The 24389-nt window shown below is 67.9% G+C and carries 15 protein-coding genes, 1 tRNA gene and 1 pseudogene; 3 read left to right on the top strand and 14 right to left on the bottom strand.

Translation table 11 applies throughout. The annotated features are described in order from the left end of the window. Nucleotides 1-214: 214 nt before the first annotated feature. The 12 genes and pseudogenes from QFZ65_RS15245 to QFZ65_RS15300 all read right to left on the bottom strand — a co-directional run bounded on the left by QFZ65_RS15245 (nt 215) and on the right by QFZ65_RS15300 (nt 16401). Nucleotides 215-2917, bottom strand: coding sequence for a LuxR C-terminal-related transcriptional regulator (locus tag QFZ65_RS15245; protein ID WP_373427599.1), 2703 nt, complete (start codon nt 2915-2917; stop codon nt 215-217). After that, the gene (locus QFZ65_RS15250; protein ID WP_306911545.1) at nt 2895-5630 is read right to left on the bottom strand and encodes a LuxR C-terminal-related transcriptional regulator; all 2736 of its coding nucleotides are present in this window, start codon (nt 5628-5630) and stop codon (nt 2895-2897) included. Before QFZ65_RS15250 ends, QFZ65_RS15245 begins: the two co-directional genes overlap by 23 nt. A gap of 148 nt (nt 5631-5778) precedes the next feature. Continuing rightward, the gene (pth, locus tag QFZ65_RS15255; protein ID WP_306911546.1) at nt 5779-6366 is read right to left on the bottom strand and encodes an aminoacyl-tRNA hydrolase; all 588 of its coding nucleotides are present in this window, start codon (nt 6364-6366) and stop codon (nt 5779-5781) included. A gap of 126 nt (nt 6367-6492) precedes the next feature. Further along, complete coding sequence (locus QFZ65_RS15260) at nt 6493-7068, bottom strand: 50S ribosomal protein L25/general stress protein Ctc (protein WP_306911547.1); 576 nt, start codon at nt 7066-7068, stop codon at nt 6493-6495. 240 nt (nt 7069-7308) lie between these two features. Continuing rightward, nucleotides 7309-8289, bottom strand: coding sequence for a ribose-phosphate diphosphokinase (locus QFZ65_RS15265; RefSeq protein ID WP_306911548.1), 981 nt, complete (start codon nt 8287-8289; stop codon nt 7309-7311). A gap of 5 nt (nt 8290-8294) precedes the next feature. Next, nucleotides 8295-9785, bottom strand: coding sequence for a bifunctional UDP-N-acetylglucosamine diphosphorylase/glucosamine-1-phosphate N-acetyltransferase GlmU (gene glmU / locus QFZ65_RS15270; protein ID WP_306911549.1), 1491 nt, complete (start codon nt 9783-9785; stop codon nt 8295-8297). A 112-nt stretch (nt 9786-9897) separates the two neighbouring features. Beyond that, a tRNA-Gln gene (locus QFZ65_RS15275) sits at nt 9898-9969 on the bottom strand. Nucleotides 9970-10087: 118 nt separating this feature from the next. After that, nucleotides 10088-11923 (bottom strand): ABC-F family ATP-binding cassette domain-containing protein, encoded by a 1836-nt coding sequence (locus QFZ65_RS15280; protein ID WP_306911550.1) that lies wholly within the window; start codon nt 11921-11923, stop codon nt 10088-10090. A gap of 94 nt (nt 11924-12017) precedes the next feature. Continuing rightward, nucleotides 12018-12981: pseudogene (locus QFZ65_RS15285) on the bottom strand (4-(cytidine 5'-diphospho)-2-C-methyl-D-erythritol kinase). A gap of 30 nt (nt 12982-13011) precedes the next feature. Continuing rightward, a complete protein-coding gene (rsmA, locus tag QFZ65_RS15290) occupies nt 13012-13950 on the bottom strand; it encodes a 16S rRNA (adenine(1518)-N(6)/adenine(1519)-N(6))-dimethyltransferase RsmA (protein ID WP_373427600.1) in 939 nt (312 codons plus the stop codon). A gap of 82 nt (nt 13951-14032) precedes the next feature. Then, complete coding sequence (locus QFZ65_RS15295; RefSeq protein WP_306911551.1) at nt 14033-15232, bottom strand: resuscitation-promoting factor; 1200 nt, start codon at nt 15230-15232, stop codon at nt 14033-14035. A 281-nt stretch (nt 15233-15513) separates the two neighbouring features. Next, complete coding sequence (locus QFZ65_RS15300; protein WP_306911552.1) at nt 15514-16401, bottom strand: TatD family hydrolase; 888 nt, start codon at nt 16399-16401, stop codon at nt 15514-15516. A 223-nt stretch (nt 16402-16624) separates the two neighbouring features. Between QFZ65_RS15300 and QFZ65_RS15305 the strand changes: the two genes are divergently transcribed. From QFZ65_RS15305 to QFZ65_RS15315, 3 genes are read left to right on the top strand one after another with little or no spacing between them, the layout of a single operon-like run. Continuing rightward, nucleotides 16625-17773 (top strand): MoxR family ATPase, encoded by a 1149-nt coding sequence (locus QFZ65_RS15305; RefSeq protein ID WP_306912603.1) that lies wholly within the window; start codon nt 16625-16627, stop codon nt 17771-17773. 12 nt (nt 17774-17785) lie between these two features. Then, entirely contained in the window at nt 17786-19216 is a 1431-nt protein-coding gene (locus QFZ65_RS15310) for a DUF58 domain-containing protein (protein ID WP_306911553.1), read from the top strand. Next, entirely contained in the window at nt 19213-21735 is a 2523-nt protein-coding gene (locus tag QFZ65_RS15315; protein WP_306911554.1) for a DUF3488 and transglutaminase-like domain-containing protein, read from the top strand. Before QFZ65_RS15310 ends, QFZ65_RS15315 begins: the two co-directional genes overlap by 4 nt. A 21-nt stretch (nt 21736-21756) precedes the next feature. Here the strand turns inward: QFZ65_RS15315 and QFZ65_RS15320 are convergent, their stop codons facing one another. Further along, nucleotides 21757-23256 (bottom strand): NAD-dependent succinate-semialdehyde dehydrogenase, encoded by a 1500-nt coding sequence (locus QFZ65_RS15320; RefSeq protein WP_306911555.1) that lies wholly within the window; start codon nt 23254-23256, stop codon nt 21757-21759. A gap of 220 nt (nt 23257-23476) precedes the next feature. After that, a complete protein-coding gene (gene rsmI / locus QFZ65_RS15325) occupies nt 23477-24364 on the bottom strand; it encodes a 16S rRNA (cytidine(1402)-2'-O)-methyltransferase (RefSeq protein ID WP_306912604.1) in 888 nt (295 codons plus the stop codon). Nucleotides 24365-24389 lie beyond the last annotated feature (25 nt).

Below are 24389 nucleotides of genomic sequence, written 5' to 3' on the forward strand. Positions count from 1 at the left end.
ATGCGTAAGTAGTACTCGAATACGCAACGGGTACTTGGCCGCGTACACCCGGGTGTACTCAGTTATGCCGCAGCGCCGAGGGGCTGGAACCAAGTAGTCGGCAGCCGGTCCCGCGTGTCCTTCGCCGTAGCACCGGCCGGCCCGACGTCGTGGGGCCGGGTAGGCGGGGCCCGGAGCCACGCTGCGACTACCCGGCAGCCGGCTTCCGGAGCTGCTAGTTACCTGCGATGCCGGGGAGCTGGTCGCGGCCCTTGACGTTGAGCTTGGCGTAACTCCGGTACAAGTGGCCTTCCACGGTGCGGACGGAAACGTGAAGTTCGGCGGCGATCCTCCGGTCGCTGAACCCGCGGACAGCCAAGGCCACGATGTCCCGTTCCCGGCGGGTCAGCAGTCCCAGCACGTCGTCCGCGGCCTCCGGCTCGAGGCCCGGGTTGTTGTCGGCCCGGTCCAGGCACCGTTTCCGGTGGGACATGGCCATCCGCTCGCGCAGGGAATCCCCGGCTGCCCGGAAGGCGTTGGCGGCAGCGTCATAGGCGAGGGCCGCGAAGCCCCAGAGTTCGGCATCTTCGCAGCTCTTGGCAGCCGCCAGGTGGTCCGCGGCCAGATCCGTGCAGATCGCCGCGGCATAGTCGCAGATGGCTGCGGGCCGGGGGCCTTCGAGGAAAGGCTTCAACTCGAGGAGCCGGAAGGCGGCTTGCCGGTCCCCCAAAGCAAGGCAGAAGGCGAGCGCGTCGAACTCCGGCCCGGCACTGTCTGGTCCGGCATCGGGCCGGCCGAGTAGCCGGAGCTCGGCGATGGCCTCGGGATGATTTCCAAGCCGGGCCTTGCCGTAGACCACCGCCATCGCGGCGAGCCCGCGCAGGTAGCGTGAGACAACCGGCGGGACGCGCTCATAGTCCGCGAGAAATGATTCCGCCCTCTCCCGTGATCCCACTTCCGCGGCCGCGGCGAATGCCATCGCGGCGGTGAGGCCGAACAGCTGCTGGGGATCAGCCAGCCGCAAAGACTCGAGGGCGGCACTCAGCGTGTTCAAGGCCTGGGCGGCTTTCCCCTGGTAAAGAAGCATCACGCCACGCGCCGCATGCGCACCTCCGGCAAAGGAGATGAGGTTGGGTCCGCTTGCCGCGGCAAAGCGGGCCAGGAGGGTTTCCGCGGCCCCCCAGTCACCGGCATGGATTACGGCCGCAGCGGCCCGGACAACCAGGAAGTCCGTGAGGAAGTGCAGTTCATCGTGCCCGGCGCCAGCGGCCGTCAGAGCTTCGGCGGCTACCGCATAGGCACTGACCGATTTACCCTCGACGAGGAGCCGCTCGGACTCCAGGGAGAGCCTGAACGCCTGGTCCAGGTGGTTAACGGGCGGCTCTGCGGGGCCCGTGCCGGTGCCACTGCAGCTTTCTCCGGCCATGGCGAGCACCATGCTCCGGATCGTGGCATACCGGTCCTGCATGGCCGCCCGGATCCGTGAGGCCTCGGCAGGCTTTTCCTGCGCCAGACGCTCACCGGCTTCGAGGAGAGCCTCCGCCCGCCGCGAAATGTCCTCCGGCGTGTGGCCCTGCGCGGACAGCACCGCGGCCCACAGCAGGGTTCCGGTCAACAGGCTCGCAATGCTGTGGCCTTTGCCGAAGTCGGCATCGAGGATCTCGCGTGCGGCGGCGTAATCGGAGGTGTTGTAGTGGGTGCGGGCCATCACCGACCGGGCCGCCAGCTGCAGGTCGGGGTCCTTGACCAGGGACGCAGCATGGCGGGCCAGGTCGTCCTGGTACAGCCTGCTTGCCAGGGTCGCGGCCCTGAGCAATTGCCGGTCCGGCAGCTCCGCCCCGCATTCTATGGACCAGCTGACCTGCCGCAACAGCCCTTCGGCGGACGCCGGCTCCTTATCCATGAGCCGCAGCAGGCTTTGCCGGAGCTGCAGGCTGCGCGCGGGGGAAATCAGGTTCCTCAGCGTGTCGGCGTACACGGGGTGCCGCAACCGCAATTCAGGATCGGAGGCGGCCGTGACTTGGATCAGATCGTGTTCTATCAACGCCCCCACGGTCTGTTCGCCTACCACGGCTTCAATCAGTTCCTTGGATACCGGTTCGGCGAGCGCCACGAGGTTCAGCGCCTGCCGCTCTTCGGGCGAGCGCCGCAGCAGCTGCCGCCGGACGACGTCGGTGAGTCGGTCGCCGTGGCTGTTCAGGGGACGTGTCAACAGCCAGACGCCATTGTGCTGGTGCAGCGTGCCGTCATTCTTGGCGTCATCGATCAGGGAATTGAGCAGCAAGGGGTTGCCCTCGGACGCCTCCCAGAGGATCTCGGCGACGTTCGGCAGGACCTGGGGACCCAGCGTACGTTCCAGCATGTCGGTTGTTTGCTGCTGGGTCAGGGGACGTAGATCGTGCCGCTCGGCGATGCCTTCAAACCACAGCTGCAGCAGCGGTTCGGGCAACCCCGGCCGTGAGGCGGCGCCGACCAGCAGCTTCGCCCAGCCCGCGGCGGCCAGCTCCACGAGGATTCCCGCGGTGGCCTCGTCGAGGTCGTGGGCGTCGTCGACGATCAGCAGCAGGGGCTTCCCGGTGGCACGCCGCTCTTCCTCCAACTGGCTCCACAGGGTCCGAAGGACTGCCAGCTGGGAGGTTGCTTCCTGCACGGGAAGGCCAACGATGAACGGGCCGAGCACACCGTAGGGGACGTGGCTCAGCGAGGGGCTGCCGTGGATCCGGACCGGTGTCACCTCGGGCGCCAGCTCTGCAACCACTGCCTCCATGAGGGTGGTTTTCCCGATGCCGCTGTCGCCGAGCAGCATCACGGCGACATGCGTGCCGCCCCGTAGTGCCGCCACTGCCGATCCCAGGTCCTCCGACCGCCCCGTGAGAGCGGCGGTTGTCCCGGTTCCGGGCTCGCTGGCGCGCAGCTTAGATGAGTCCAAGCAGATCACTCCGCGAGGACACCCCAAGCTTTGTGAACACCTGGTACAAGTGGCCCTCCACGGTGCGCACCGAAATGCCGATGTCCAGGGCAATGTCCTTATTGGAAACTCCGTTGCCGGCCAGGGTCGCTATCTGGCGCTCGCGTTCAGTCAACAGCGGCCCCTTGTTCCGGGGGGTGACCGGCAGCGCCTGCACGGACTCCGAAAGTTTGTTCAACATCGTGTGCGCTGTGCTGGCCGTGCCGCTCAATCCTGCAGCCTGGGCGAAGTCCAGGGCCAGGGCGGCGCATCGGGCCTGCACGGCGTCGAGCTCCAGGCTGGCGGAAAGCTCGGCGGCCTGCAGCATGACCGCGGCGTCCTTCGTCCGGCTGCCGATGGCGACGACCCGGGACAGCTCCGCCAGGGGTCCCTGCCGTTTCGCCGCAATCTCCTCCATGAAGGTGAAGTCCTTGGCTGTGCCGTTGACGGTGGCACCGAACATGCAGATCCCCGCCAGCGTGAAACGGCCGGCCTGGTAGTGGACCTCGGCCGAGTGCACCAGCCGTTCCCGGGCCTCGGGATCGCCCAGCCAGCGCGAGGCCATGTCCATGCAGAACTCGGCGGAGGTACGGACGGCAAAGCGGGCCGGTCCCTCGGCCGACCGCGCCCGGTCAAGGTAGATGGTCGCCTGGATGGAGTTGCCGGTCTGGGCGTAGGCGAACGCAGTGGCGGCGTAGGCCTGCCGCAGGGACTGCAGGCTGGTCCGCACCTCAAGCTGTGCGATGGCCGCCAGCAGGGGGTCCAGCGCCAGGTAGCCGCGCCCGGCGTACACGTATGCCAGCCCGACGGCCAGGTCCGTGGCGGCGCTCCCGGAGTGCAGGCCGTGACCTGCCCGTCCGCTGGCGTCCTTGAGCATTCCGATGCTCTGCCGCCAGTACCCGGAGAACAGGAGCACATTGAACGACCGCCACGCGAAGTTCTCCCGGATGCGCGGGACGTTGGACCAGTCCCCCAGCTGCCCGCCGATTTCGCGCATGAGCATCCGGGCGTCCAGCTCCTTGCCCGTCATGCTGAGGGCTTCCATCAGGATGATGGAGCACCGGAGCAGGTGCACAGGATCGCCGCCCCCGCCCTCAGCCGCCGCCTTGAGCCGCTCCATCATGGGTTCAAAGTCGCCGATGAAGGACAGGAAGTTGAACTCGCAGAGGTCCAGGCACAATGCCGCCTGGTGGATGTCTTCCCCGGATTCCGCAGGCGTCTCGAGGCTGAGCTCCTGGAGCCGCAGCCGGGCCTGGCGCACCATTTCGGGAACTTTGCCGGAACGGTGCTCCAGCCAGGCCATGCAGTCCGCCTTGGCCGTGATCAGCTCCGCAAAGGCCACAGCACCCAGGGCGCGGATCTGCTCCTCGGAAACGTCGTCAAGGGCGGACATCGCCTGCAACGGCAGACCCAGTTGCAGGTAGGCGGCCGACTTCTGCAGCTGCCCCTCCGCCCATTCCGGATCCATTGGACTCAGGCTGCCGGCACATTCGAGCGCAAACTTGGGATCGAAAAGTTTGACGGCGGCCTGCGCGGCGGCCAGGGCGTGGGTGGGGGCGAGCGGGGCCTGGCAGTCGTGGGTCCAGGCCGCGTAGGCCAGCAGGTCCTCGACGGTTAATTCGCCGAGCTCGTCCGGCTGATGGCCCGGAACCTTGTCCCGCAACTCCAGTCGGCGCTCCACGCTGAGCCAGTTGCGGACGATGTCGCCCAGGTAGCGGTCCCCGAGCGACACGAAGTGGCGGTCGGTGCGGTCCACGACGATCTGGCCTGCGTCCTCCATGTCAGCGATGACTCCGGCTCCGTACATCCTCGCGAGCCGGGACAGCGCCATCGTCCGGGCGCAGGACAGGACTTCGATGACTTCCTTGGCCACGGGCGTTTCGCGGGCGTAGCGGGCCCGGACGATGTCCTCCAGTCCCGTGCGTCCGTCGAGGACGACCTCGTCCAGCAGGGTCCATACCGAGCCGGACAGGACGAGGTTTCCGCGCTCGATCTGCTCGGAGACCACGGCCTGCAGCAGGGTCGGGCTGCCGCCGACGAGCTGATGCATCTGGCTGGCGAGGGCGCTTGATACGCGGTGGCCAAGCGCCTTCTGCAGCACGTCCAGGGTTTCCAGCTCGGTGAGGTTGGCGAGCCGGACCTCGGCGAGCTGGCCGGTGGTGATGAGCCAGTAGAAGTCCGGAGGGAGGTCCGTGGTCCGTTGGGCTGTCGCAATGAGCCTGGCGGTCTGGGTCTGGAGCAGGTTGAGCAGGACCCCTGTACTCAGTTCATCCAGCGAGCCTGCGTTGTCCAGCAAAATGACGCACGGCCGGCCCGCCGCGTCGTCGCGGATCAGCGAGGTGATTCCGTGCATGATGGCGGTCGGGGATCCGAGTGAACTCTGCGGCAGCCGGGCGAGCGTGAACGCCAGGCAACCATACGGCGTCGCGGAACCCGGTCCCGAGCTGCGCAGCTGCAGGGCATAGACGTCGGGTCCGAATCCGGACAGCGCAGTCCGTCCGACAAGTGACTTGCCGACGCCGCGGTCCCCTGTGATGACGACACCGGTCCGCCCGTCTTCCAGCAGTGCGGCCCGGACGCGGTCCGCATCAGCGGCACGCGCCAGACCTGACCACCGGTGCCTGCTGACGGCACCGGCAGCGTGCTGTTCGGCGGGCGCTAATGTAGTGGAAACATTCCCCCAGCCCAGTGATTCCCTCGACATCCAGTTTCCTTCGTACCACTTCGCAGCGGACAGCCCCAGGCCGCCCACTTAGAAGTAGCGTATCTCCATCCCCCGACATGAGAGTAGAGCGATCATAGCCGGAAAATGCGATGGTTGAAAGGAAAACCGCTTCGGGGCGGGCCGTGCCTCAAGGCGCCTTAACGGGATGGAACTGCTGTTGGGCGGCGAGCAGGCCGTTGCGGATGAGGACCTCCACAGCGTCCGCCGCGGAATCGAGCAGGAACGGCAGTTCCTTTTTTTCCGTGGAGGAAAAGTCCCGAAGGACGTAGTCGGCCGTGTCCATCCGCCCCGGCGGGCGTCCCACGCCCACCCGGACCCGCAGATAATCCTTCGTGGCGAGGGCCTTCGAAATGTCGCGCAGCCCGTTGTGGCCCCCCTCCCCACCGCCGATTTTGATCTTGACGGTGTTAAAAGGGATGTCGATTTCGTCGTGCACGGCAATAATGTGCCCGGGAATTATGTCGTAAAATTTCGCCAGTGCCGACACCGGGCCACCGGAGACATTCATGTAGCTCAGCGGCTTGGCGAGAACCACGCGGGGGCCGCCGATGCCGAGCCGGCCTTCAAGGACCTGGGCCCGGGACTTGGAGGACTTGAAACTGCCGCCTACCCGGGCGGCAAGTTCGTCCAGGACCATCTGTCCGACGTTGTGCCGGTTGTGTGCATACTCGGCTCCGGGGTTGCCAAGGCCTGTGATCAGCCAGTTGTCGGTCATGGATCAGTCCTTCGTAGTGGGCACGAGGTGGGCAGGTCGCGGGCAGTTCAGCGCGATGGGCTCCGGCGGCGGAGACGACGGTGGCCGGGCCCCAAAGGGACCCGGCCACCGGTGAAGTCGCCGGAATTACTCGGCTGCAGCCTCGGAGGCCTCTTCGGTGGACTCTTCGGTCGCCTCGGAGATGTTGACCACGAGGGACTCGGGGTCGGCCAGCAGGGTGGAGCCGGTCGGCAGGACCAGGTCCGAAGCGTGGATGTGCTGGCCGGCGGTGCGGCCTTCGATGCTGACCTCGACGGCGGTCGGCAGGTGGGTCGCCTCGGCCTCGAGGGAAACGACCGTCATCTCCTGGTTGTAGGCGGTGCCCGGGGCAACCTCGCCGGTCAGGTGCACGGGGACGTCCACGGTGACCTTCTCGCCGGTGCGGACGGTCAGGAGGTCGAGGTGCTCGATGATCTGCTTGATCGGGTTGCGCTGGATGTCCTTGACCAGGGCGAGGTGCTGCTCGCCGTTGATGTCCAGGGCCAGGAGGGCGTTGGAAACGCGGACCGCGAGCGTGGTGGCCTTGGCAGGAAGGGTGATGTGGATCGGCTCTGCGCCGTGGCCGTAGATGACGGCAGGGATGCGGCCTTCCATGCGGGCGCGGCGGGCGAAGCCCTTGCCGAATTCGGTGCGTACTTCTGCTGCGAGCTTCTGCTCAGCCATGGGTATCTCCTAGGTGGACTAGCGGTGTTCAGCAAGGGCGGAGGTCTGTTTGCGACCTTCAACGCCGGGCGGCGTGCGGCCGCCCTTCCGAAGGGAGATTCAGACCCAGTCGATAACGGAGACCAGCAGTCCGGCTTCCGCTTTAACACGGATTAGAACTGCTCTCCCTCGCCAAGGTTTCGAACTAAGGCTACCAGCGCCGGGCCCGGTTGCGAAAACCGGGCCCGCGCCGGTGAGGCACTAGGCCTTGCCGTCGAAAAGGCTGGTGACCGAGCCGTCGTCGAACACTTCGCGGATGGCGCGCGCGATCAGCGGCGCAATCGACAGCACGGTGAGCTGCGGGAAGCGCTTGTCGGCACCGATCGGCAGGGTGTCGGTGACCACCACTTCGCGGGCCCCGGACTCGGCCAGGCGCCGGGCGGCGGGGTCCGAGAAGACCGCGTGCGTCGCGGCAATGATGACATCCTTGGCCCCGGCGTTCTTGAGGACCTGGACGGCGCCGGAGATCGTTCCACCGGTGTCGATCATGTCGTCGATCAGGACGCACGTGCGGCCTTCGATCTGCCCGACCACGGTCTTGGAGACAGCCTGGTTGGGGACGGTGAGGTCGCGGCTCTTGTGCACGAAGGCCAGCGGCGCCCCGCCGAGGCGCTCCGCCCACTGCTCCGCGACGCGGACGCGGCCGGTGTCCGGGGAAACCACCGTGATGTTCTCGGTGGCGACGCGGGTCCGGATGTATTCCGCGAGCAGCGGGATGGCCATCAGGTGGTCCACCGGCCCGTCGAAGAAGCCCTGGATCTGCGAGGTGTGCAGGTCCACGCTCATGATGCGGTCGGCGCCGGCCGTCTTGTACAGATCCGCGACGAGGCGGGCCGAGATCGGTTCGCGGCCGCGGCCCTTCTTGTCCTGGCGGGCATACGGGTAGAACGGCGAGACCACGGTGATGCGCTTGGCGGAGGCACGTTTCAGTGAATCAATCATGATCAGCTGTTCCATGAGCCAGTTGTTCAAGGGTGCCGGGTGCGCCTGGATGACGAAGGCATCGGTGCCGCGGACGCTTTCGCCGGCCCGGACATAGATCTCGCCGTTGGCGAAGTCGTACGCGTCCAGGGGCAGCAGTTCCGTTCCCAGCTCCTTGGCGATCTCCTTCGCCAGCTCGGGATGCGCACGCCCGGCCGCAAGCACCAGCTTCTTCTCGCCGTGTGCCGTAATTTCGCTCATGATTGCTAGCCCTCTTCTGTTGTTGCCGGAGTACTGGAGGATGATGGGGTGGCGCCGGCTGCCTCGGCCAGCGCGGCGGATACCGAGCCCGGGCGGTGTGCGATGACCCAGCCCTCGGCGTTGCGCTGCTTGGCGAGGGACACAGCCAGGGCCCCGGCCGGCACATCGCTGCGGATCACGGCGCCGGCGCCGCTGTAGGCGCCGTCGCCCACCTGCACCGGGGCCACGAACACGGTGTTGGAACCGGTGCGGACGCCGGAACCGATGACGGTCCGGTGCTTCTTCTCGCCGTCGTAGTTGGCCGTGATGTTGCCGCAGCCGATGTTCGTATCCTCGCCGATCTCGGCGTCCCCGGCGTAGCCGAGGTGGGAGAGCTTGGAGCCGCGGCCGATCGTGACGTTCTTCGTCTCGTAGAAGGCACCGATCTTGCCGGTCTCCCCCAGCACGGTCCCGGGCCGGAGGTACGTGAAGGGCCCGACGCTGGCCTTGGCCCCGATCGTGGCCCCGGAGCCATGGGTGCGGATCACCGTCGCGCCTTCGCCGATCTGGACGTCCGTCAGGGTGGTGTCGGGGCCGACGACGGCGTCCCTCGCCACCGTTGTTGCGCCGTGGAGCTGCGTGTTGGGCAGCAGGCGGACGTCCTCGTCGAGGGTGACGGTGGCATCGATCCAGGTGGTGGCCGGATCCACGACGGTGACGCCGGCGCGCATCCACGCCTCGACGGTGCGCCGGTTGAGCTCGGCCCCGAGGGCCGAGAGCTGCACCCTGTCGTTGGCCCCTTCGACCTGCCAGCGGTCCTCGGTGACGACGGCGGCCACCCGGCCGCCTGCCTTCCGGGCCAGGGCCAGCACGTCGGTGAGGTACTTCTCACCCTGGGCGTTGTCCGTTGTGACGTGGGCGAGCGAGTCGCGCAGGACTTCGGCGTCGAAGGCGTAGATGCCCGAATTGATTTCGCGGATGCTCCGCTCTGCGTCGGTGGCGTCCTTGTGTTCCCGGATGCCGGTGACGGTGCCGTCCTCGGCACGGAGGATGCGGCCGTAACCGGTGGCATCCGCCAGCACGGCGGTGAGGACGGTGACGGCATTCCGGTCCGCCTCGTGAACAGCGACCAGCTCAGACAGCAGCTGCCCGGTCAGGAGGGGCACATCGCCGTAGGTGACGACGACGGTTCCGCTGAGCGGGGCCTCCGGGCGGAGCGCGTCGAGCGCCTCGAGGGCCGCTTCCACGGCGCGGCCGGTGCCCGGGACCTCGTCCTGGTCGACGATGAGGGCGCCCGGGTCAAGGGCGGCGATGTGTGCCGCGACAAGGTCGCGTTCGTGCCGGACGACGAGGGCCAGTTCCCGCGGCGCGATGGCGCGGGCGGCGGCCAGGGCGTGTCCCACGAGGGAGCGGCCGCCGATGCCGTGGAGGATCTTGGGGGTACGGGACTTCATCCGGGTGCCGGCACCTGCAGCTAGGACGATTACGGCGGCCGGGCCGGAATTCTCGGGGCTCACGTACGGGCTCTCCTTGCTCAGCGGCTCAACTCTCGCCGCCGTTCGGTGGATCTGATTGCCCCGCGGCCGAGGCCGGACAGTGCAACTTCCGTTCCCCGTCAAAGCACGGGAGTTCCGCCCATAGGACTCGAACCTATACTCCACGGCTCCAAAGGCCGGGGTGCTGCCATTACACCAGAGCGGACCGTGCCCGGGCGCTGAGCCCCGGCACGAGAGTCAATTCTGCCACGAAGGTTGAGCCTCGTGCGACTCAGCCGCGGCGGCGGCTGCAGGAGGCAACTGCGGGCACGTGCGGGCAGCGCCTATTCCCCGAGGACTTCCAGGGCTTCGAGCCATTCCAGTTCCAGGGCTTCGCGCTCGACGGCGAGGTCCTTGAGTTTCTTGTTCAGGTCCCCGAGCTGGCTGACGGCTGACGGGTCGGCGGCCGCCGCAGTCATCTGGGTGTGGAGTTTGTCCTCCTGCGCGGTGAGCTTGCCCAGCTGGCGGTCGATCCGGTTCTTGGCTTTCCGGGCGTCGCGCTTTTCAGCCTCCGAGGGGCCGGCCACGGCAGGAGCGGCGCCCGAGCCGGAGCCGGAGGACGTGACGGGGCTGCCTCCGCCGGTGATCGTGGAGCCGGCGAGGGCACCTTCCCGCAATTCGAGGTACTGGTCCACGCCGCGCGGCAGGGCGCGGATCTTGCCGTCGCCCAGGAGCGCCATCTGATGGTCCGTCACGCGCTCCAACAGGTAGCGGTCGTGGCTGACGACGACGAGCGTGCCGGGCCAGCCGTCGAGCACGTCTTCCACCGCGGCAAGGGTGTCGGTGTCGAGGTCGTTGGTCGGTTCGTCGAGCATCAGCACGTTGGGCTCCCCCACGAGCAGGCGCAGGAGCTGCAGCCGCCGGCGTTCGCCACCGGAGAGGTCCTTGACCGGCGTCCACTGCTTCTCGTTGGTGAAGCCCAGCTGCTCCACCAGCTGTCCGGCGGTGAATTCCTTGCCGCCGACGTTGAAGGAGCGCTTTTCCCGCTCGATCACTTCGATCACGCGCAGGTCCGCGACGTCGTCGAGCTCCTTGACCTCCTGGGTGAGGACCGCGGTGACCACCGTCTTGCCGCGTTTGAGCTTCCCGGAGCTGGGCTGGATCTCGCCGTTGAGGAGCTTCAGCAGGGTGGTCTTGCCGGCGCCGTTGACGCCCACGAGGCCCAGCCGCTCACCCGGTGCCAGCCGCAGCGTTATGTTGTCGAACAGCTTCTGCCCGGCCTCCCCGCCGAGGAAGTCCAGGGACACGTTTTCGAGGTCCAGCACGTCCTTGCCGAGCCGGGCCGTGGCCATCTTGCTCAGCGCCGTCGAGTCGCGCGGCTCCGGGACGTCAGCGATCAGGGCGTTGGCTGCCTCGATCCGGAATTTGGGCTTGGCGGTGCGGGCCGGGGCGCCGCGGCGCAGCCACGCCAGCTCCTTCTTTACCAGCTGCTGGCGCTTGCTCTCCATGACGGAGGCGGAGCGGTCACGTTCGGCGCGGGCCAGGACATAGGCGGCGTAGCCGCCGTCGAAGGGGTCCATGATCCCGTCGTGGATTTCCCAGGTCTTGGTGCAGACTTCGTCGAGGAACCAGCGGTCGTGGGTGACCACGAGGAAGGCGCCCTGGTTGGCCCGCCAGCGGCTCTTGAGGTGCCGGGACAGCCACGCGACGCCTTCGACGTCGAGGTGGTTGGTGGGCTCATCGAGCATGATGACGTCATGGTCCTCGATCAGCAGTTTGGCGAGCGCCACCCGGCGCTTCTGCCCGCCGGAAAGGGCATGCACGTTGGCGTGCCAGTCGACGTCGGACACGAGTCCGCCCATCACCTCACGGATCTGGGGATTGCGGGCCCATTCATAGTCGGCCTGGTCCCCGACGATCGCAGCACCGACGGTAAGGTCGCCGTCGAGCACGTCACTTTGGTCCAGGTATCCGATGTTGACCTCGCTGCGCTTGGTCACCCGGCCGGAGTCCGGAGTGGAGCGCAGAGCGAGCAGGCGCATGAGGGTGGACTTGCCGTCACCGTTGCGGCCCACCATCCCGATCCGGTCGCCCTCCTCAATGCCGAGGGTGATGCCGTCGAGGACGGTACGGGTTGCGTAGGAAACCGTGAGGTTCTCGCCGCCGAGCAGGTGTGCCACTGGGAACTGCTTTCCTAGATGAAATGTAGGGCTGGGTAAGGTACCGGGCTGGGTTAAATGCCGACCCGGAGAGCGCCGGCGAAAGCCGGGGCTACTAAAGGAGCGTATCGGAGATGATGCGCGCCCCGTGCACCGGCCCGTGCACGGCCATCGCATCGAGGCCGTGGTGGCGCAGGTCCTCGGCCAGGCCGGCCGCGGCTGCCGGGCTGTGCGCGAGGAAGGCCACGGTGGGCCCGGACCCGGAGACGATCCCGGCGATGGCACCGCATGATTCGCCGAGGCCGAGGGTGTCCCGCAGCTGGGGTGCCAGTTCGATCGAGGCCCGCTGGAGGTCGTTGACGAGGACCCTGCTCAGGGCGTCCGCGTCGCCGCCGCGCAGCGCCTTGAGGATCCGCGGGTCCACGGAGTTCGGTTCCTCGACCATCACCCCTTCCGCTGAGCGCAGCCGGTCCAGGGTCCGGTAGACCTGGGGGGTGGGCAGGCCGAAGTCGGCCGTGACGAGAACCCAGTCCGTCTGGGCCTTGACGAGCGCCGGGGAGAGGTCATCGCCCAGGCCGAGCCCGACGGCGGTCCCGCCGAGCAGGGAAAACGGCACGTCAGCGCCGAGCTCGGCCGCCAGGTGCGCCAGTTCGTCGCGCGAAAGCCCGCTGTTCCACAAGGCGTCACAGGCCAGCAGCGTGGGCGGCGGCATCGGCGGAGCCGCCACCCATCCCGCCGGCGACAGGAACGCGCTTGGTGATCTCGAGGTGGACACCGGTGGAGTGCTCCGAGACGTCGGCCATGATGGCGGCGGCCTTGTAGGCCAGGTTGCGCTTGTCCAGGGGGATGTCGGCGGCGTCGAGGTCCACCGTGCTCGCCGGGCTGAGGCTGACGGTGATGTCGCCGGTGTCCGTGCTGGTGGCCGCGACCTCCTCGTAGAGGGACACCGCAAGGTAGACGCTGGCGACGGAGTGGTAGCCGTCAGCCCGCAGCGGCCCGACGTCGAGTGAGACGTTGACTTTGCCGGGGGCCTTGACCCGCACGGTCCTCGCGGCAAAGCGCCCTCTCACTGCGTTCATGGCTCCACGCTATGGCATGGCGGCGCAGGCTCAAAGCCTCTCGGGCCGGGTGTGCGCTTCGGCTATCCGGGAAAACGCCGTGATGTCGAGCACTTCGCCCCGTGCAGTGGGGTCCACGCCCGCGGCCCGCAGGCACCGCTCGGCTTCCGCCGCACTCCCGGCCCATCCCGCGAGGGCCGCCCGCAGGGTCTTGCGGCGCTGGGCGAAGGCGGCGTCGATCACGGCGAAGACCTGTTCCCGGGTCGCGGCGGTGACCGGTGGTTCCCGGCGTGTGAAGGCGACGAGGCCGGAATGGATCTTGGGCGCCGGCCAGAAGACGTTCATGCCGATCACGCCGGCCTTGCGCATGCTGCTGTACCAGGCGGCCTTGACCGACGGCACGCCGTAGGTTTTGGACCCGGGGCCGGCCGCGAGGCGGTCGGCAACCTCGTCCTGGACCATGACGAGGCCGTGCCGGAGGCTGGGGAAACGCTGCAGCAGGTGCAGGACCACGGGAACGGCAACGTTGTAGGGAAGGTTGGCGACGAGCGCGGTTGGTTCCACGGGCAGTTCCGTGACCTTCATGGCGTCGGCCAGGACAAGGTGGAAATTGTCCGCGGCCTGCGGGCGCCACTTGCTGACCGTGGCGGGAAGCTTTGCCGCGAGGACGGGGTCGATTTCGACTGCCACGACGGAGCGCGCTGCGTCGAGCAGGCCGAGGGTCAACGACCCGAGACCCGGGCCTACTTCCAGTACTGTCTCGTCCGGCTGGACGTCCGCGGCGGCAACAATCCGCCGGATGGTGTTGCCGTCGATCACGAAGTTCTGGCCCAGTGTCTTGGTGGGCCGGACCCCGATCTCCTCAGCCAGCCGGCGGATGTCGGAAGCGCCCATCAGGGGTGCAGGCGCGGCCACGGAGCCAGTTCCGGGCGCGCTGCCGCGGTCGGTTCCGGGCGCGGCGGCAGGCGCGGGAGGGGTCGGTTCAGTCACGTAGGTATCCTATCCCGGACATGGCAACGGCCGGGTCCGGAGTACCGGACCCGGCCGCATGGCCGTCTTTAGCGGGCGTCTCTTAGCGAGCGGCCCAGCCGCAGCCCCAGGGCTGCAGGCCGCGCTGCGCGTAGACACGGTTGGCAATGTCGATCTGCTGGGCCTTGGTGGCAAGGCTGGCGTTGGGCGCGTACGCCCCACCGCCGGAACCGAGCCAGGTCCGGACATCGAACTGCAGGCCGCCGTAGTAGCCGTTGCCGTTGTTGATCGACCAGTTGCCCGTGGACTCGCACTGGGCGACCTTGTCCCACATGGCTTCGTTCATCATCGCCGGAGCGGCGGCACCGGTGTTGCCTGACTGGGCTGCTGCCGGGGCTGCTGCCTGGGCGGCGGGCTTGGGCTTTTCCTTGGTGCCGACAGTGACCTTCTCGGTAACCGGCTGGACGCTGACCGCCTCGGAAACCAGTGTCCGCGACGCTTCCCGGCCGTCGACGAGGACCAGCTTGAAGCTCTTGTTCAAAGTACCGGCGACGCCGGCCTGCGTCACGTCCCGCTGGCCTTTGGGCAGGTCGGCACTCTCGGTGCTGACGGTCTCGAACGGTACAGGCTCGGTGGTCTCGGCCGTCTTGGTCAGGTCAATACGTGAGACCTTGATGACCATGTCATTGACCACGGGGGCGTTGCCGGGCTGGGAGGTCCGGTCATCGGCGCCGAGCGTGACGCCGGCGTCGGTAAGAAGCTGTGAGACGGTGGCGGCCGTCGTGGTGGTCGGAGTGACCTTGCCATCAGCGACGATGCTCACGGTCTTCGGCGTCGAAATGGCCACGAAGGACCCGGACACGGAGAGCTGCGCATCCTTCGGAACCGACAGTTCCGAGGCGCTGGCGACGCCGAGTTCCGTTACGAGGCCCTCGACGGTGGGTGAGGTGGTGTTAATGGTCCGCTCGGCGCCGTCGAGGCTGACCTTTACGGCCTTTGCGAGATTGACGTTGATGACCGATCCGTCCTGCACATGGGAATCCGCCGAGGGAGACACCCTGTCAGACGACTGCAGTTCCACCTTCGCGCCCTTGACGACCTCGCCGACGGTGCCGCCGAAGGTCTGCACGGAACTTACTTTTCCGTCGACGTTGAGCGTCACTGTCTTGTTGTTGCCGACGAAGGCCACCAGGCCCAGCACGAGGGCCACGAGCACCACGATCTGGGTGCCGACCTTGACGAAGCTGAACTTGCCGTCGGAAGTGAAGAACTTGACCACGATTGCCCGTATCTCTTGGACCATCCGGGCACGGGGAAAGCGCACAGAATCAGCCGCCGCGAAAAGCCCCAAGGGGCAGCCCGGAACGAGCCCAGGTATTCGCCGTAGCAGTGTGCACTGGCACACTCACATACAAAAGCGCGCATGCGGATTCTTCGCCGCAATGCACGCCCTGCAGGAGTGAATTTATCCGTTGGCCTTCCCCGACCCCGGCTAATTGCTTACCACTGTAACCGTAGCGTTATAAACGAGCCAAGATTTTGTGCATACCCGGTATGCCTGATCGGCGCCCTATGATGTGTGTTTCAGGCCCAGGATCCGTACGCGCGCACCGTATTTTCGCTGATTTGCGCGCACAATGCCGAGAGCTCGCTTCCAGTCAATTCCGCCATGGCACGAACGGTATACGGAACCATATAGCTGGCGTTGGGCCGCCCCCGGTGCGGGTGCGGCGTCAGGAAGGGTGCGTCGGTTTCAACGAGGACCCGGGAGGGCTCCGCAATTGCCAGCGCTTCGCGCAGGTTCACCGCGTTCTTGAACGTCACCGTGCCGGCAAAGGACATGTACCAGCCCTGCTCGTTGCAGATCCGGGCAAGGGGCTCCCCGCCGGAAAAGCAGTGGAAGACCACGCGCTCGGGGGCGCCTTCCTCGCGCAAAACCTGCACCACGTCGTCATGGGCGTCCCGGTCGTGGATCTGCAGCGTCAGGCCGAGGCGTTTGGCGATGTCTATGTGGCGGCGGAACGAATAGCGCTGGTGGGCCAGGCCCTCGCCTTCGGTGCGGAAGAAGTCCAGGCCGGTCTCCCCGATCGCGCGGATGCGGGGATGCGAAGCAAGCGCCTCGATTTCGGCCAGGGCCTGCTCCAGTTCCCCGCGTGCGGCGTACAGCGGGGCATCATTCGGGTGCAGCGCGACGGCTCCCAGCAGCCGCTCATCGAGGTCGACGGCCTGGACAGTAAACCGGGAGGACTCCAGGTCGCACCCCACCTGCACGGCACCCCGGACACCGACGGCCTCGGCCGCGTCCAGCGCCTCTCCGACGCTGACCGTGAGCTCGGCGCTGGGGAAGTCCAGATGGGTGTGGTTGTCCAGCACCGGGACCGGAAGGGGCTCCGGTGCGGGCGGGTACCCTCGCCGGTCCGCACCGTCGCTGCCGGCGGCACGGAAGGGGGCCGGAGGAAGGGGGTTGCGCATCCGTCCACCTTAACGGGGAGCCGCGCTCCCGCCGAATTTGCCTCTCTTAACAGTGGTGGGTTAAATCGTGCGGCAGCCGTGTCTGGAGATTTACCGGGAACTCTCTGTCAGCCCGGGCAGTTCTGTTAGTACCCTGTTATAAATACAGGCGCTATCACCCATGACGAGCCCGGCAATCGAAGCCGATCCGTCGAGGCAACGCGCCAGGGCTGAAAGGCTGCCGATGGACTACCACCGCTCCTCCATAGACGAAGTGCTCCCTGAGGATCGGGGTTTCCAGACTGGTCCGGCGGTCCAGGGGAACGGCGTTGCCCGGCGCCCGGGCCGGGTGCCGGCGGCCATGGACGCTGAACAGTTCCACGCCTTCAGCGAACGCATCCTGAAGGCCATCAACACCGTGATCGACGGCAAGGCGGAGGCGGCCAAGCTCGCGCTGACCGTACTGCTGGCGCAGGGGCACCTGCTCCTGGAGGACGTCCCCGGCGTCGGCAAGACGCTGCTGGCCAAGACGTTGGCCCGCACCATCGACTGTTCGGTGAGCCGGATCCAGTTCACCCCGGACCTGCTGCCCTCCGACGTCACCGGCGTCTCCATCTATAACCAGGCGTCCCGGTCCTTCGAGTTCCGGCCGGGGGCGGTTTTCGCCAACATCGTCATCGGTGACGAAATCAACCGCGCCTCCGCCAAGACGCAGTCGGCGTTGCTGGAGTGCATGGAAGAGCACCAGGTCACCGTGGACGGCAAGTCCTACACCCTGGAGGAGCCCTTCATGGTGGTCGCCACCCAAAATCCCATTGAGATGGAGGGGACCTACCCCCTTCCGGAGGCCCAGCGGGACCGCTTCATGGCGCGGATCTCCCTCGGTTATCCGGACAAGGACGCCGAAATGCAGATGTTGGAGACCCACCAGGCCTCGTCGCCGCTGACGAGGGTAACGGCGGTGGCGACCGCCGGGGACGTCGCGGCCATGATCGCTACAGTGCAGCGGGTCTACGTCTCCCAATCGATCAAGGAATACACGGTGGCGCTGGGGCGCGCGACGCGTGAAAGCGGGATGCTCCGGCTGGGCGCCAGTCCCCGGTCCATGCTCCAGCTGCTCCGGGCCGCCAAAGCCACAGCTGCTCTGGCGGGCCGGGACTTTGTGCTGCCGGACGACGTCGTGAGTGTGGCCGAAGCGGTCCTGGCCCACCGGATCATCCTGGACCGAAAGGCGGCCAGCACCGGGGAAACGCCGCAGAGCGTCATCCGCGCCGTGCTGGCAAAGATCCCGGTCACCCCGGAGGTCGGCGGGGCGCCGGCCTCTCCTGACGGCCGGAACCCCTTTCCTGCCCGCGGGGCCGCGCCATCCGTCCCGCGGCCGCAACGCCGCTAGGGTGGTTCCGCCATGGGGCTGATGGACCGGATTCCGAGAAACATCTTCAGCACCCGCGGCTGGGGCCTGCTGGCCGCGGGTGCGGTTTCCTTGCTGGCGGCCCAGGTCATGGGGCGCCGCGACCTACTGGCGCTGGCCATCTTCCTGTTCGTCCTGCCGCTTCTCGCGCTCGCAGGAACCCGGGTACTCAAGCCACGGTTCCAGGTTTACCGGGAGTTCCATCCCTCCACTGTCGAAACCGCTGCCACCACGTCTGTCCTGCTGGCGGTGGCGCGGACCGGGGCCGGCTCCGGCCACGCCCTGATGGAAGAGAAACTGCCGGCCAGGTTCGGGGAATCGCCCGCCTTCCGTTTTCCCGCGCGCGGGGCGGAAAACGGGACCAGCCGCTACGAATACCATCTCCGGTCCGGGCAGCGCGGCCAGTTCCGGATCGGACCGGTCACGGCCGAGTTCAGCGACCCGTTCGGGCTCTCGCTGCACCGCCACGCGATCGACGACGGCGATATTCTCACGGTGACGCCCGCCGCCGTCGAACTCCCGGTGACCGGCCTGGCCGGCGCCCGCGGGCACGACGGCGTCACCGCGACGCGGACCCGCGCCAACCCGAGCGACGACGACGTCATGACGCGCGAATACCGCCACGGCGATCCGATGCGCCGCGTGCACTGGGCCGCCACGGCACGGCACGGTGAACTCATGGTCCGGCAGGAGGAATCAGTCACCACCCCGGAGGCCACCGTCATCCTGGACCAGCGTCTCGCGGCCTTTCCCCGGGGTGCCCACCCCGGTGTCTCCGCTGTGGCGGACGCGGACGGCCATGAACTCAGCACAAGTGCGGCCTTCGAATGGGCCGTCACGGCGGCCATGTCCATCTCCGCGCACCTCGCCGAGCGCAATTACGCCCTGCGCTTCCTGGACACCGGCGGCGAGCCGGCGTTCCTTCATTCCCCCTCCGCCCCGGAGCCTGAAGCTGAGGAATACATCGGCTCCGCAGGGCTCCAATCGGTCGCCGAGAGCCTGGCTGCCATCCACCTCACCGGGCCGCTCCACCCGCGCCGCGACTCGAAAGGCACCTCGCGGCACGGAGCTCCGGACGGAACAGACTCCGGGCTTCGGCCCTTCGACGACCGGCTGATGGACAAGCTGGCCGCGCACCGGTTGCGCGGACCGGTCCTCGCCATCCTGGGAACCCTTACTCCGGGTGAGGCCCGGGACCTCGCCCCGGCGGCGGGCTTCGGAGCACATGCCTTTGCCCTGGTCGTCAGCGAGCAGGTGCACGAATCCAGCCAAGTTCTCGAGGCATTGCGGCTCGGCGGCTGGCGGGCCGTTGCCGTCTCCGCTGCAACCTCTCTCCCGGACGCCTGGTCGGCCTTTGACCAGGACCAGGCGGCCGGCTTTGCCGGCGCTTCGGATGCCAGGCGCAGTGCGGGGGCGCGGCCATGACACTCACCCCGCAACGGCGCACTCCGGCGGACGACGTCCCCTGGCGGGGCGCAGCCGCGGCCGTCATCCCTTCCCCCGGCGCCGCCCGCCGGCGCCGCGTCGGCGCCCAGCCCTGGATCATGGCCCTGGCCATCGGTACCGCCGTCGCCGGGGCAGCCCTGGGACTCAACGGTGTCCTGCGGGGCTGGGCCTGGTACTCCCCTGTGGTGACAACCGTATTCACAGTCTCCCTGACCATGGCAGCGCTCCGGGCCCTGCGGTGGCGCACCGTTTTCGTAGGTCTGGGTGGCCTGGTCTCGCTCGTTCTGATCCTCACGTTCACCTTCTTCCGCCCGCACAGCATCATGGGTTTCATCCCCTCCGGAGCCACCATGACCCAGCTGGGCCGGTTCCTGCGCCGTGCCAGCGAAACAGTCCTGGCCGAGAGCGCCCCCGTGGCCCCCAATACCGGGATCGTGCTGCTGACCTGCGCCGTCCTCGGGTTGCTGGTGCTGCTCATCGATGCCCTGGCGTTCCCGTTGGCATTGCCCGCAACCAGCGGGTTGGGAATTCTGGCCATCCTGGTGGCCCCCGCCATGATCAAGCCGCAAAGCGTGGGCGTGCTGGGGTTCGTTGGTGCCGCCGTCGGGTACCTGCTCATCCTCGCCTGCAGCGAGTGGTTTGCGCCGGATCCCCGGACCCGGGCGGACACGGCCCGCAATCCCGGGCAGATCCGGCGGGCCGGCCTCACCGGGGCCCTGGCACTGACCGTCACCCTTCTGCTGCAGCTCGTGATTCCAGGTTTCGACCAGGGCACCTTCCCCCAGGGTTCGCGGTTGAACCCGTTCGGCACCGCCACGGGGCTCAACCCGATGATCAGCCTGGGCAACAGCCTGCGGAGTCCCACCGGTGAGGGCCGGATCACCTACGCCACCAATGCCCCCTCCGCCCCGTACCTCCGGTCCGTCACCGTCGACAGCTTCAACGGCGACTCCTGGTCGCCGGACGACCGGGAAGATACCCGCCGGGTAGGCACCGGACGGATGGATCCGGGGCTCGAGTCAGCCGCGACCGAAGTCCGGGTTGTCACGGCCGTCAACACCGGCCTGTTCACCAGCCCCTATCTTCCGGTCCCCTACGCTCCCGAGGCCGTGAACGGCCTCACCGGGCGCTGGAGCTGGGATCCTGCGACGCTCAGCATCAAGGGAGTCGACACCAACTCGAGGGACCAGCAGTACGTCGTGCTCTCCGCGGCCCCGCAACTGACACCGGACCTGCTGGAGCAGGCCCCGCCCCCGGGCCAGGGTGTCGCGGAGCTGTTCCTCCGGCCGCCGGCCAACGTCCCCGAGGTCGTACGCACAACTGCCGCAACAGTCACGGGAGGCAGCGGGACCGCGTATGCCAAGGGGGTGGCGATCCAGAAGTACCTGCGCTCTCCCGAATTCACCTACTCGTTGCAATCCCCGGTGCAGGGCGGCTACGACGGCAACGGTCTGTCCGTGCTGGCGGACTTCCTTGTGCAGAAAAGCGGGTACTGCATCCACTTCGCCTCTGCCATGGCCGTCATGGCGCGGCTGGAGGGTATTCCGAGCCGTATCGCCGTCGGCTACGCGCCGGGGCGCCCCACGGGAGCGACGGTGTCCATCGCCGGCCAGGGCGCGCTTCCGGAGTTCGAGGTGGACGCTCGGGATGCCCACGCGTGGCCGGAACTGTACTTCCAGGGCGTGGGCTGGATTCCGTTTGAACCGACTCCGTCCCGGGGCGTCGTCCCGTCCTACTCCACCGAGAACGCTCTTCCCAGCGGCGCCAGCACCAACGAAAACAACGACGGCCTGATCCAGCCGGAGGAGGAAAACGCCTCCGTCCCCTCCCAGGTTGCTCCGGTCCCGCTGCCCGGCGCCTCAGCCCCCGCCGATGCCGGCACCCAGTGGCTGCCCGCGCTTTACGGTGCCGGTGCACTGCTGCTGGTGGGCGGCCTTGTGGCGTCCCCCCAGCTGGCCCGCCGCCGGGTCCGGCGCCGTCGTTTGAAGGCCGACGGCGGAGCCGGCGGGTCTGCTTTCGCGGCCTTCGCCGAGCTGCGCGATCTTGCAACGGACTACGCCGTTGCACCCCGTACCAGTGAGACGCCGAGGCACTTCTCGGAGCGGCTGCGGCGCTCCGACGCCCTCGGCGATGCGGGAGGTGCCGCGGCTGCCGCGCACGGCGCTGTAACTTCCCTGACCGGTGATTTCGAGCGGCACCAGTACGGGCGGCCCGGCGGAGGGGCGGGCATCCTGCCCGCCGGCCGCACGGCCGACCGCACGGCCAACGCTTCTGCTGCCGCGGCTGTTGCCAGGATCGCCGCGGTCCAGGCCGCGTTGCGGGCAAACGCGCGGCCGCTGGTACGGCTCCGTGCGGCCTGGCTGCCACCCTCCGTCATGGCCAGCTGGCGCAGGACGGTTTCGGCGCCCGCCCGTGCCCTCTCGCAGCTGGCACAGCGCACCCGGCGGGCCGCCAGATCAAGGATCCGCAGCGGGTTCCGCCGGGTGCGCCGGGGCTAGGCCTGCTGTGCCGGCTTCTTCCTAGCCGGCGTAGGGGTCTGCGATGCCGATGTACTGCGTGTAGAGGTATTCCTCGATGCCTTCGAGGCCGCCTTCGCGTCCGAGTCCGGACTGCTTGACCCCGCCGAAAGGCGCTGCGGCGTTGGAGATCACGCCGGCGTTCAGGCCCAGCATGCCGGTTTCGAGCCGCTCGCCCATCCGCAGGCCGCGGTTCAGGTCTTTCGTGAAGACGTAGGCCACCAACCCGTACTCGGTGTTGTTGGCAAGCCGCACGGCCTCATCTTCGGAGGAGAACGTGACAATCGGAGCGACGGGCCCGAAGATCTCCTCGGACAGGATCCGTGCGCCTTCCGCGACGCCCTTCAGGATGGTCGGCTGGTAGAAGTAGCCCGGCCCCTCCACCGGGCCGCCGCCGACCACCGCCACGGCGCCGGAGGAGAGCGCATCGCTGACGAGCTCGTGGACCTTGTTCCGGCTCTTGGCGTCGATGAGCGGGCCGACCTTGGAATCCTGCTCGGTTCCGCGGGCAGTCGTCATCGCGCCCATTTTTGCGGCGAACTTCTCGGCGAACTCCTCGGCGACGGACTCGTGGACGATGAAGCGGTTTGCGGCCGTGCAGGCTTCACCCATGTTGCGCAGCTTCGCCAGCATCGCCCCCGCGACCGCGGCATCGATGTCGGCGTCCTCGAACACGACGAACGGGGCGTTGCCGCCGAGTTCCATCGAGGTCCGCAGCACCGTCCCGGACGCATCCGCGAGCAGTTTCCGCCCGACCTCGGTGGAGCCGGTGAAGGAGAGCTTGCGCAGCCGGGAATCCTTGATCAGGGGACCCGTGGTGGCGCCGGCGGTGGAGGTGGGGATGACGTTCAGGACGCCGGCGGGCAGCCCGGCCTCCATCATCACGGCCGCGAACAGCTGCGACGTCAGCGGCGTGAGGTTGGCGGACTTAAGGACCATGGTGCAGCCGGCGGCCACGGCGGGGGCAATCTTGCGCGTGGCCATCGCCAGCGGGAAGTTCCAGGGCGTGATCAGCAGGCAGGGGCCCACCGGCTTCTTGGTCACGAGGAGACGGGACTTGCCGTCCGGGGAAACGGAGTACCGGCCGAAGGCACGGACGGCTTCCTCGGAGAACCAGCGCAGGAACTCGGCCCCGTAGGTCACTTCGCCGCGGGCCTCGGCAAGCGGCTTGCCCATTTCGAGCGTCATCAGCAGCGCGAAGTCCTCGGCACGCTCGGTCACCAGCTCGAACGCACGGCGGAGGATCTCCCCGCGCTCACGCGGCGGCACCTTCGCCCACGAGTCCTGCGCGGCAGCTGCGGCATCCAGGGCAGCGGCCCCGTCCTCGGCTCCGGCGTCGGCGATGCTCAGCAGCACCTTGCCGGTTGAGGGGTCTTCCACATCGAAGGTCTTTCCCGACGCGGCCGGGCGCCACTCGCCGTTGATGAGCAAACCTGTTGGAACAGTCGCAAGCAGCGCGCCCTCGCGCTCCGCAGTAACACTGGGCTGGGCAGTTACAGTCACGGTTGACTCCCTCGTCGGCAATTCGGGTTAACAGGTAAACATGGGTCGGCTACAGCGCGGCAACAGGCGCTGGATTTACCCTCACGGTACTGCCGGGTTCTTGGCGATGTCTATCCTCGACTGCCCTACTGCGGCCCGGATTCACTGTGCAGCTGCACAGCCTCATCCTCTCGTCCCCCTCCCCGCTCCCCGGTGCGTCCCGGGGCGCGGAGCCTCCGGGTCAGCGGGACGCGAGAACCGCGGAATAGAGCTCCCGCTTGCTGACGCGGGTGTCTTCTGCCACGGCGGCGACGGCTTCCTTGAGCCGGATACCCTGCGCTATGAGCGCATTGACGGCTTCCACGTGGTCCTCCGGTTTGCCCGGCTCGCGTTCCGGGGCGCCGCCGACCACAACGGCGATTTCGCCGCGCACCTCGCTGCTCTCGGCCCACTCCAGCAGTTCGCTCAGGCTCCCCCTGATGACTTCCTCGTAGGTCTTGGTCAGTTCCCGGCAAATGGCGGCACGGCGGTCCGCGCCGAACCGCTCGCGCAGGGCCCGGAGCATCGGCTCCAGCCGGTGCGGCGCTTCAAAGAACACCATGGTGCGGCGCTCGGCGTCGAGATCCGCCAGCCGGGAGGACCGCTCACCGGCTTTCCGCGGCAGGAACCCCTCAAAGCAGAAGCGGTCGGTCGGCAGGCCGGAAAGTGCCAAAGCCGTCAGCACGGCCGATGGTCCCGGGACGGCGGTAACCGTAAGGCCGGCCGCGACGGCCCCTTCAACGAGGCGGAACCCCGGGTCGGAGACCGATGGCATGCCGGCATCGGTGACCATGACCAGGGTCTTCCCGGAGCGGACCTGGTCGAGCAGTTCAGCGGTCTTGGCTGCCTCGTTGTGCTCGTGGTAGCTGATGACGCGGCCGCCCACTGTGATGCCGAGGCTCTGGACCAGCCGGTGCAGGCGCCGCGTGTCCTCGGCGGCGACGACGTCCGCCGTCGTCAGCAGTTCTATCAGCCGGGAGGAAGCGTCCCCGACGTTGCCGATGGGCGTTGCCGCCAGCACAATCCGGCCGGGGCCGCCAGCCTCGGTCTGGTCTGCTGCGTCGACGGCTTGATGCGGTGAGGTGCTGATGTCATGGTCCACACAACCAGCCTAC

Origin of the sequence: Arthrobacter sp. B3I9 (assembly GCF_030816935.1) — a bacterium.
GTDB lineage: Bacteria > Actinomycetota > Actinomycetes > Actinomycetales > Micrococcaceae > Arthrobacter.

What these genes read in the sequence shown, in the direction of transcription:
- QFZ65_RS15250 (WP_306911545.1), bottom strand. Translation starts at nt 5,630, where the DNA reads ATGTCGAGGGAATCACTGGGCTGGGGGAATGTTTCCACTACATTAGCG.
- pth (WP_306911546.1), bottom strand. Translation starts at nt 6,366, where the DNA reads ATGACCGACAACTGGCTGATCACAGGCCTTGGCAACCCCGGAGCCGAG.
- QFZ65_RS15260 (WP_306911547.1), bottom strand. Translation starts at nt 7,068, where the DNA reads ATGGCTGAGCAGAAGCTCGCAGCAGAAGTACGCACCGAATTCGGCAAG.
- QFZ65_RS15265 (WP_306911548.1), bottom strand. Translation starts at nt 8,289, where the DNA reads ATGAGCGAAATTACGGCACACGGCGAGAAGAAGCTGGTGCTTGCGGCC.
- QFZ65_RS15295 (WP_306911551.1), bottom strand. Translation starts at nt 15,232, where the DNA reads ATGGTCCAAGAGATACGGGCAATCGTGGTCAAGTTCTTCACTTCCGAC.
- QFZ65_RS15300 (WP_306911552.1), bottom strand. Translation starts at nt 16,401, where the DNA reads ATGCGCAACCCCCTTCCTCCGGCCCCCTTCCGTGCCGCCGGCAGCGAC.
- QFZ65_RS15305 (WP_306912603.1), top strand. Translation starts at nt 16,625, where the DNA reads ATGGACTACCACCGCTCCTCCATAGACGAAGTGCTCCCTGAGGATCGG.
- QFZ65_RS15310 (WP_306911553.1), top strand. Translation starts at nt 17,786, where the DNA reads ATGGGGCTGATGGACCGGATTCCGAGAAACATCTTCAGCACCCGCGGC.
- QFZ65_RS15315 (WP_306911554.1), top strand. Translation starts at nt 19,213, where the DNA reads ATGACACTCACCCCGCAACGGCGCACTCCGGCGGACGACGTCCCCTGG.